Raw genomic sequence first — 8,977 nt, 5'->3', positions numbered from 1 at the left:
CTGCGCTGGGACATCATCGAGCTCCTGTTCTTCGCCTATCGCGACTTCGTCGGTGATGCCGACCATGAGCTCGAGGCGTTCGGCTTCGGCCGCGCGCATCACCGCGTGATGCATTTCGTCACACGCTATCCCGGCCTGAAGGTCGCCGACCTGCTGGATGTTCTGCGCATCACCAAGCAGTCGCTCGGCCGCGTGCTCAAGCAGCTGCTCGACGAGGGCTACATCGTGCAGAAGACCGGCAACAACGACCGCCGGCAGCGCCTTCTTTTCGCCACGCCCAAGGGCGAGGCGCTGGTGGCCAAGCTTGCCGGGCTGCAGACGCGGCGCATCGATCGTGCGCTGGAGCAGATCGGACCGGCCGGCGCCGAAAAAGTCCGGCAATTCCTGCGCGCGATGATCGATCGCGACGATCCGGACAAGGTGCTGGAAGCCATCTTCAGAACGCCCGTGACCGCTGCCAAGGAGTGACCGTGACGATTGCCGCCATCGCACCGCATCCGCCGCAGACGCCCGCCGACGACGCGCCGCATCTCCTGCTGGTCGACGACGACCGCCGCATCCGCGATCTCCTGTCGCGCTTCCTGCGCGGCGAAGGCTATCGCGTGACCACGGCAGCGAGCGCGAGCGATGCCCGCGCCAAGCTCACCGGCCTGCATTTCGACCTCCTGATTCTCGACGTGATGATGCCCGGCGAGAGCGGCTTCGACCTCGCCCGTTCCATCCGCACGCAATCCTCGGTGCCGATCGTGATGCTGACCGCGCGATCAGAGCCGGAGAGCCGCATCGAGGGCCTGCAGCTCGGCGCCGACGACTACGTCGCAAAACCGTTCGAGCCGCGCGAGCTAGCGCTGCGCATCGGCAACATCCTCAAGCGCGCCGCGCCGCCACCGGCCGAGGAGGTCGTCGAACAGATCGGCTTCGGTCCGTTCGTCTATCATCTGGCGCGCGGCGAGTTGAAGCAGGGCGAGGAGATCGTCCACCTCACCGACCGCGAGCGCGAGATGCTGCGCATCCTCGCCAACGCCCGCGGCGAGACCGTGCCGCGCGGCGCGCTGACGGGCAACGGCACCGTCAACGAGCGCGCCGTCGACGTCCAGATCAACCGCCTCCGCCGCAAGCTCGAGATCGATCCCGCCAACCCGCTGTTCCTGCAAGCCGTGCGCGGCATCGGCTACCGGCTGATGACGTCGGGCTGAGGATGAGGACTCGCTCCGACATGAAGCGCGTCGTTTTGCTCTGTGGTTGTGATGCGAGTCCGCTTCTGTCGAAGGCCGTGACGTGCGGAGCAGCGGCACGCTCAGGGGCTGTCGCATATCGAAATGCTGGGTCGTACGGGCGAATGATCCTGCCTGTTTGTTACTCCGTCATGCCCGGGCTTGTCCCGGGCATTCACGTCGTTCTCAGCATGCCGGACGACGTGGATGGCCGGGACAAGCCCGGCCATGACGACGCGGAAAGTGACGACCGCAAAACTGCGATTACCAAATGCGATAGCCCAGCCGCACGATCGGTACACCCTCTCCCACTGTGGGAGAGGGTGGATCGCATGAGCGGAGCGAAACGCGAGCCGGGTGAGGGGTATGCCTCCGCAGATGAGATCGCGGAGGCATACCCCTCACACTGTTTCGAACTTCGTTCGAAACCACCCTCTCCCACAAGGGGAGAGGTGGCACCGAGTTTGCCGTACGCGATCGTGCAGCAACAGAGGGTTCTCTGCGCATGACCACCCTCGACACCGGCCTCACCTTGATCCGCACCGCCTCGCGGCGCGTGTCGCGCGCCAACAGTATCGTGGGCAACGCCTTCAAGGGCTGGATGCCGACCGGCCTCTATGCCCGCGCGCTGCTGATCATGATCGTGCCGATGGTGATCCTGCAGACGGTGGTCGCCGGCGTGTTCATGGAGCGGCACTGGAACACGGTGACCCGGCGCCTCTCCGCCGCCGTGGTGCAGGACGTCGCGGCGCTGATCGACATCTACAAGGGTTATCCGCAGGACAAGGACCGCACCATGCTGCGCCGGATCGCGCAGCAGCGGCTCAACCTGGTGGTCGACTTCCTGCCCGCCGGCGACATGCCGCCGCCGGGACCGAAGCCGTTCTTCAATCTGCTCGACCAGTCGCTGTCGAGCCAGATCGGCCGCCAGATCAGCCGCCCCTATTGGATCGACACCGTCGGCCGCTCCAACCTGGTGGAGATCCGCATCGCGCTCGATGACGCCGTGATGCGGGTGTTCGCCCAGCGCGGCGCGGCCTATGCGTCGAACACCGACATCTTCCTGTTCTGGATGGTCGGCACCTCGTCGATCCTGCTGATCGTCTCGGTGCTGTTCCTGCGTAACCAGATCAAGCCGATCCTGCGGCTGGCCGATGCCGCCGAGAGTTTCGGCAAGGGCCGCGAGGTGCCGAATTTCCGGCCGCGCGGCGCGCGCGAGGTGCGTCGCGCCGCGCATGCCTTCCTCGAGATGAAGGCGCGCATCGAGCGCGCGATGGAGCAGCGCACGGCGATGCTGGCCGGCGTCAGCCACGACCTCCGCACCATCCTGACGCGCTTCAAGCTCGAACTGGCGCTGTTCGGCGATGGCCCCGAGATCGACGCCATGCGCAAGGACGTCGACGAGATGTCGCACATGCTGGAGGACTATCTGGCGTTCGCGCGCGGCGACAATGGCGAGATCGCGCAGCCGACCGACATCTCCAACGCGCTCGAAGAATTGCGCAGCGATGCCGAGCGCAACGGCCATTCCGCCACGGTGTCGTTCCACGGACTGCCGGTGGTGACGGTGAAGCCGCAGGCGCTGAAGCGCTGCCTCGGCAATCTCGTCTCCAATGCCGCGCGTCACGCCGACGCGATCGCCATCACCGGCCATCGCGACCACCGCTACCTCACCATCACCGTCGACGATGACGGCCCCGGCATTCCCGCCGACATGCGCGAGGAGGTGTTCAAGCCGTTCCTGCGCCTCGACGACGCCCGCAACCAGGATGAAGGCGGCACCGGCCTCGGCCTTGCCATCGCCCGCGACATCGCCCGCTCGCACGGCGGCGACATCACGCTCGGCGACAGCCCGATGGGCGGCTTGCGCGCGAGCGTACGGATTCCGGTGTAGCGCGCCCGCTCAACTCATTCCTGCGCGATCACGGCGTCGAGCCAGGCGCAATTCAGCGGCGGAACGCGCGGGTCCGGCACGCGGACGCCGCGTGCGGCGGCGGACAGGCGCATGTCGCGCATCCGCTTGCGCGGCTCGTCCGGCAAATGCAAGCGCTCGTGTCCCCATAGTGACGGACCATCGAAGGTCTCGTGCGGCTGCCAGGTCGCGGGATCGATCACCCGGCCGCCCCAGCCATATTCGATGAAGAAGCCGGAGGGCGTGTTGACGTAGAACGAGGTCATGTGGTCGTTGGTGTGACGGCCCAGCGTGTAGGCCACGCGCCCGTCGTCGAGCTGCGCGAGGTCGTAGCCCTGGCCGACATCGTCGAGGCTGCCGAGCTCAACCATGAAATGATGCAGCGTGCGGCGGCCGGAGCCGACCATCGCAAAACTGTGGTGGCGGCCGTTGACATGGAAGAAATACAGCTTGTACGGGGTCAGGCCGAAGTCGGACACCTGGAAGCCGAGCAGGTCGCGATAGAAGGTCAGCAGCGGCTCGACCTCCTCGACGTTGAGCACGACATGTCCCATGCCGAGTGGTCCGGTGCGAAAGCCGGAGATCGGACGCCCCGGCCTGAACGGATCGGAGGCGACGGCAGCCCCCCAGAACACCTCGATGGTGTGGCCGGCCGGGTCCTGAAACAAGATCAGCTCGGTGACGTGACGCTCGTCGGCCAGCGCCTGCGATCCGCGCACGACCTTCACGCTGTTATCGTCGAGACGGCCGGCGAGCCGCGCGAGCGCCGCGGCATCGCCGACCTCCCAGCCCATGACCGCGAGCCCGCTGTCGTCGCTGCCGTCGACGATCAACCGCTGCTTGCGGTCGTCCATGCGGTAAGCCTGCATACCGGCCGCCCGATCGATGCGCTGCATCCCAAGCAGCTCCGTCGCCATCCGTCCCCACTGCTCCGCCTGCGACGACTTGATCCCGATGTAGCCGAGCGCCGTGATTTCCATGGTGTCTTCTCCCGAAAGGCGCGGGCCGAATTTCGTATCGGCTCCGCGCGGTCCTGCAGTAGACTGCCGCCCCTGCATCCGGCTCGCGTTCTCAGGACGGTATCGGCGGATGCAAATGAAGAACAGGGAGGAATTTCGAAGTGTCCAAGCAACGGACGCGATCTCCGCCAGCCCGTCCTTCGGAGGGTGTCCGCGCCTTCAAGCGGGGCCTCGACGTGCTGCGCGCGGTCAATCGCTCCGGCGGCATTCGCGCCGGCGACGTCGCCCGCCAGCTCGATCTGCCGCGACCCACGGTCTACCGCCTGCTCGAAACATTGGAGGAACTCGGCTACGTCGCGCGCAGCGCCAGCGACGACCGCTTCCGGGTGACGCGCCACGCCTTGAGCCTCGGCGACGGCTATGATCCCGGCATTATCATCTGCCAGGCCGCCGCGCCCTATCTTGCCGAGCTCAGCCGCGCCCTGGTCTGGCCGGTCGATCTGTCGACCTATGAGAACGGCGCAATGGTCATCCAGGAGACCACGCATGCGCGCAGCCCGCTCTCGATCGATCGCAGCATGATCGGCAAGCGCCTGCCGATGCTGCGAACCTCGGCCGGGCGCGCCTATCTGGCGGCCTGCCCGCCCGCGGAGCGCGACCTGATCATCAACCATCTGCGACGCATCGAGGATGCCGAGGACCTGCCTTTCCTGGCGCCCGAGCCGCTGCAGCGCATGATGAATGAAGCGGCTCAACGCGGCTACGCGATCCGCGACGCGGGCGAATTCAATCCGAAGACATCGTCGATCGCGGTGCCGATCGTGCGCGACGACGTCGTTTTCGGCTGCATCTCGATCATCTGGATCCGCTCCGCCATGACCCTGGAGAAAGCTGTCACCCAGTACGCGGCGCCGTTGCGCGACACCGCAGCCGCCATTCCCGTCCAGGCCTGAGCGTCCGCAGGGCGGACAGTTCGTGACCGCGCCTTGAAGCTGCGAGGCGGTTGCGGATCAGATGCGGCCATGAGCAACACGGCCGCACACCCCCCAAACTTCGACGTCGTCATCGTCGGTCGCGGACCGGTCGGCTCGACGCTCGCCAATCTGCTCGGCCTTTGCGGCCTCCGCACGCTGATCCTGGAGCGCGAGGCCAAGACCTATCACTTGCCGCGTGCTGTGCATTTCGACGACGAATGCATGCGCGTGTTCCAGACCATCGGCCTCGCCGACGCCATCCTGCCACACCTCACCTTGAGTCCCGGCATGCGCTTCGTCGACGCCGAGGGACGGCTGCTGCTCGACTGGCCTCGCCCCAGCGAGCCGACGGCGATGGGCTGGAATCTGAGCTACCGCTTTCACCAGCCCGATCTCGAAGCCGTGCTGAACGACGGCCTGACGCGCTGGCCTCAGGTCGAACTGCGCACGCGTTGTGACGTCTTCGCGCTGGAGCAGGACCATGACGGCGCACGCGTCCGCTACGAGGAGTTGGACACCGGGCGACTCGTCGACATCACCTGCGGCTATGTGGTCGGCTGCGACGGAGCACGTTCGCTGGTGCGCCGTTTCATCGGCTCGGCGCTGGACGACCTCGGCTTTCACGAGCGCTGGCTGGTCTGCGATGTGCTGCTGAGGAAAGAGCGGCCCGATCTCGGCGATTTCAGCATCCAGCACTGCAATCCGCAACGTCCCGCGACCTATATCCGCGGGACCGGCAACCGCCGCCGCTGGGAGATCACCGTGCATCCGGACGAAGACGCGGTCGAGATCACCCAGCCGGCGCGGGTGTGGGAGCTGCTCTCACCATGGCTCCAGCCCACGGAGGCCGAGATCGAACGCGCCGCCGTCTATACGTTTCATTCCGCGGTGGCCCAGCTATGGCGCAACGGACGCTTCCTGCTCGCGGGCGATTCCGCGCATCAGACCCCGCCGTTCCTCGGCCAGGGGATGTGTGCCGGCATTCGCGACGCGGCCAACCTCGCCTGGAAGCTGGCTCGCGTGATCGCCGGCCAGGCCAAGCCTGATCTGCTCGCTACGTATCAGAGCGAGCGCGCGCCGCATGTGCGCGAGCTCATCGAGCTCGCGATCCGGCTCGGCGGGCTCATCAACACCAAGGCCGTCGAGGCGGCGCTGGCGACCGGCTCGGCGCGGGGCGACGGCCAGCTCAAGCTCGACGTGCAGAAGCCGCTGCTCGGACCGGGCCTTGCTTGCGGCGATCGCAGTCTGACGGGACGACTCGCGCCGCAATTCCGTTTCCGCGTTCACGGCCGCAGCGACGACCGCGTCGGCTACCGCTTTGCGCTGTTGTGCCGGTCGGGCCTCGGGGCCGCGATGATCGACCAGCATCATGCCAGCCTGTCGGCCGCTGACGTCGCAATCATGTGCGGCGAGGAAGCTGGCGGCCTCGATGCCTGGCTCGATCAGCACGGCTTCGATGCCGTGCTGATGCGTCCTGACCGCTACATCATGGGCGCTGTGCGCGACGGCGAAGATCCCGCGACGCTGATAGCGGGCGTCGCCCGACTCGCACCGCTGCCGAGCGCCGCCTGATCGTTTCCGTCTTTCCTGAGAGGGTTCACGTATGAAGCTGGTTTCCTTTGTCATCGACGGGCGTCCTGGCTATGGTGCTGTGAAGGGTGACGGTGTCGTCGACCTCGGCCGGCGCCTGCCGTCGAAGAGCCTGCGCGCGCTGCTCGAGGCGGACACGCTCGGCGCCGCTGCCGCGCTGCTCGCCTCCGAGCCGGTCGACTATCCCCTGAGCGCGCTCGCCTTCGCGCCCGTCATTCCCGATCCCGGCAAGATCATCTGCGTCGGCCTGAACTATCGCGACCACGTCGCCGAGACCGGGCGGACCGTCACCGAGAAGCCCGCGCTGTTCGCGCGCTTTGCCACCAGTCAGGTCGGCCATCTGCAGCCGATCGTCCGCCCTGATGTCTCCGACCATTTCGACTACGAAGGCGAGCTTGCGCTCGTGATCGGCAAGGCCGGCCGGCATGTCCGGCGCGAGGACGCGCTCACGTATATCGCCGGCTATTCCTGCTACAATGAAGGCAGCATCCGCGACTGGCAGCGCCATACGTCGCAGTTCCTGTCGGGCAAGACCTTCGACAAGTCCGGCGCCTTCGGCCCCTGGCTGGTCACCGCCGACGAAATCCCCGACCCGTCCAGGCTGGCGCTGCAGACCCGCCTCAATGGCGAGACCGTGCAGCGGACCACCACGGATCTGCTGATCACCGATGTGCCCGACCTGATCGTCTATTGCTCGGAGATCATGACCCTGCTGCCGGGCGATGTGATCGTCACGGGCACGCCGGGAGGCGTCGGCTTCAAGCGCACGCCGCTGCTGTTCATGAAGCCGGGCGATACGGTCGAGGTCGAGATCTCCGGCATCGGCGTGCTGCGCAATCCCGTGACCGCCGAGACGGCCGCCTGACGTCTTCGCCACGCGAACCACCGCGAGGCGCTCCAATCAAACACGAATTAACAAACAAGATCGTTGAATCCGGGGAGGATCATCATGTCGCGCCGTCTCACATCCGGCATCGCCGCGCTGTTGCTGCTGGCAGGCTCATCCGCGCAGGCGGAGATCAAAGGGCAAGCCATCCGCATCGGCGTGCTCACCGACATGACCGGCGTCTTCGCGACGGCGATGGGGCCCGGCTCGGTGGAGGCGGCCCGGATGGCCGCCGAGGCGTTCGGCGGCAAGATCAACGGCCGGCCGATCGAAATCCTGCAGGCCGACCATCAGAACAAGCCGGACATCGCGGTCTCGATCGCGCGGCGCTGGTTCGAGCAGGACGGCGTGCAGGCGATCGCGGACGGCGGCAGCTCCGGCGCGGCGCTGGGCGTGCAGGAGCTGGTGCGCAGCAACGGCAGGATCTTCCTGATCTCGGGCGCCGGCGCCAACCAGCTGACGGATGAGGCGTGCGCACCGACCTCGGTGCAATGGACGCACGACGCCTATTCGACCGCGACCGCCGTGGTCTCGGGCATCATGCAGACCAGCAAGGAGCCGTGGTTCTTCATCACGGGCGACTACGCGTTCGGCCACTCGGTCGAGGCAACGGCGCGCGCCCGCATCGCCGAGCTCGGCGGCACGGTCGCCGGCAGCGTCAAGGCGCAGCTCGGCACGCCGGATTACGGCTCGTTCCTGCTGCAGGCGCAGGCCTCCGGCGCCAAGATCCTGGCGCTCAACGTCGCCGGCGACAACGCCACCGCGATCAAGCAGGCGGAGGAATTCGGGCTTGCGGCGCAGGGCATGAAGATCGTGCCGATGTCGTTCCAGAACGTCGACATCGAGGCCATCGGCCTCAAGGCCACGCAGGGTGATCTGATCGTTACCAGCTTCTTCGAGGATGCCTCGCCCGCCGCGCGGCGCTTCTCCGATGCGTTCTACGCACGCCGCAAGGCGATGCCGTCGCAGATCCAGGCCGGTGTCTACTCGGCCGTGCGGCACTATCTGCAGGCGGTGCAGGATACCGATAGCGATGACGGCGCGACGGTCATGGCGAAGATGAAGGCCACGCCTGTCGCGGACGCCTATGCCGAGCAGGGCCAGATCCGCGACGACCAGCGCATGGTGCACGACCTGTACCTGGTTCAGGTCAAGACGCCGGCCGAATCGAAAGCGCCGTGGGACTTCGTCAAGCTCGTGACGAAGATCGCCCCCGATCAGGCATTTCGTCCGCTCGACCGCAGCAAATGCAGTCTGATCGGCAAGTGAGCGCTTAGGCGGGCGACATTTATGGAAGCTCAGCGCCGTGATCATTCGACGGCCGCTCTCGCGGTGACGCAGGGCTATCGGATTTGACCATGCACGTTTGAGGCCGGCTCTCGCCACAGCGTCATGGCCGGGCTCCGTCCCGGCCATCCACGTCGTTGGGCATCCTGCGAAGG

8 protein-coding genes are annotated in these 8,977 nt (G+C 66.7%); 7 read left to right on the top strand and 1 reads right to left on the bottom strand.

Translation table 11 applies throughout. From position 1 onward, the window contains the following. From BRAS3809_RS12660 to BRAS3809_RS12650, 3 genes are all read left to right on the top strand, one after another. A partial coding sequence (locus tag BRAS3809_RS12660) for a MarR family winged helix-turn-helix transcriptional regulator (protein WP_035656206.1) occupies positions 1–468 on the top strand: 468 nt, incomplete at its 5' end. Then, the gene (locus BRAS3809_RS12655; protein WP_008962488.1) at positions 465–1,196 is read left to right on the top strand and encodes a response regulator transcription factor; all 732 of its coding nucleotides are present in this window, start codon (positions 465–467) and stop codon (positions 1,194–1,196) included. The genes BRAS3809_RS12660 and BRAS3809_RS12655, both read left to right, overlap by 4 nt. Positions 1,197–1,719: 523 nt before the next feature. Beyond that, complete coding sequence (locus tag BRAS3809_RS12650) at positions 1,720–3,108, top strand: ATP-binding protein (RefSeq protein WP_008962486.1); 1,389 nt, start codon at positions 1,720–1,722, stop codon at positions 3,106–3,108. Positions 3,109–3,122: 14 nt separating this feature from the next. On the opposite strand, the gene BRAS3809_RS12645 is transcribed toward BRAS3809_RS12650, so the two are convergent. Next, on the bottom strand, positions 3,123–4,106 hold the full coding sequence (locus tag BRAS3809_RS12645; RefSeq protein WP_008962485.1) for a VOC family protein: 984 nt from the start codon (positions 4,104–4,106) through the stop codon (positions 3,123–3,125). A gap of 140 nt (positions 4,107–4,246) precedes the next feature. Here BRAS3809_RS12645 and BRAS3809_RS12640 point away from each other — a divergent pair, with 140 nt between their 5' ends. The 4 genes from BRAS3809_RS12640 (at position 4,247) to BRAS3809_RS12625 (ending at position 8,804) form a co-directional block, all read left to right on the top strand. Beyond that, complete coding sequence (locus BRAS3809_RS12640) at positions 4,247–5,038, top strand: DNA-binding transcriptional regulator (RefSeq protein WP_035656204.1); 792 nt, start codon at positions 4,247–4,249, stop codon at positions 5,036–5,038. Positions 5,039–5,107: 69 nt separating this feature from the next. Further along, positions 5,108–6,631 (top strand): bifunctional 3-(3-hydroxy-phenyl)propionate/3-hydroxycinnamic acid hydroxylase MhpA, encoded by a 1,524-nt coding sequence (gene mhpA, locus BRAS3809_RS12635; protein WP_008962483.1) that lies wholly within the window; start codon positions 5,108–5,110, stop codon positions 6,629–6,631. Between the two features lie 31 nt (positions 6,632–6,662). Continuing rightward, positions 6,663–7,514 carry a fumarylacetoacetate hydrolase family protein gene (locus tag BRAS3809_RS12630; RefSeq protein ID WP_008962482.1) on the top strand — a complete coding sequence of 284 codons (852 nt, stop codon included), beginning with the start codon at positions 6,663–6,665 and terminating at the stop codon, positions 7,512–7,514. Between the two features lie 84 nt (positions 7,515–7,598). Next, complete coding sequence (locus BRAS3809_RS12625) at positions 7,599–8,804, top strand: ABC transporter substrate-binding protein (protein WP_008962481.1); 1,206 nt, start codon at positions 7,599–7,601, stop codon at positions 8,802–8,804. Positions 8,805–8,977: the final 173 nt, after the last annotated feature.

Origin of the sequence: Bradyrhizobium sp. STM 3809, from assembly GCF_000239795.1 — a bacterium.
In the GTDB taxonomy this organism is placed as follows: domain Bacteria; phylum Pseudomonadota; class Alphaproteobacteria; order Rhizobiales; family Xanthobacteraceae; genus Bradyrhizobium.
Note: the sequence above shows the minus strand (reverse complement) of the source record. Positions and strands in the feature narration are given on the sequence as shown.

What these genes read in the sequence shown, in the direction of transcription:
- BRAS3809_RS12650 (WP_008962486.1), top strand. Translation starts at nt 1,720, where the DNA reads ATGACCACCCTCGACACCGGCCTCACCTTGATCCGCACCGCCTCGCGG.
- BRAS3809_RS12645 (WP_008962485.1), bottom strand. Translation starts at nt 4,106, where the DNA reads ATGGAAATCACGGCGCTCGGCTACATCGGGATCAAGTCGTCGCAGGCG.
- mhpA (WP_008962483.1), top strand. Translation starts at nt 5,108, where the DNA reads ATGAGCAACACGGCCGCACACCCCCCAAACTTCGACGTCGTCATCGTC.
- BRAS3809_RS12630 (WP_008962482.1), top strand. Translation starts at nt 6,663, where the DNA reads ATGAAGCTGGTTTCCTTTGTCATCGACGGGCGTCCTGGCTATGGTGCT.
- BRAS3809_RS12625 (WP_008962481.1), top strand. Translation starts at nt 7,599, where the DNA reads ATGTCGCGCCGTCTCACATCCGGCATCGCCGCGCTGTTGCTGCTGGCA.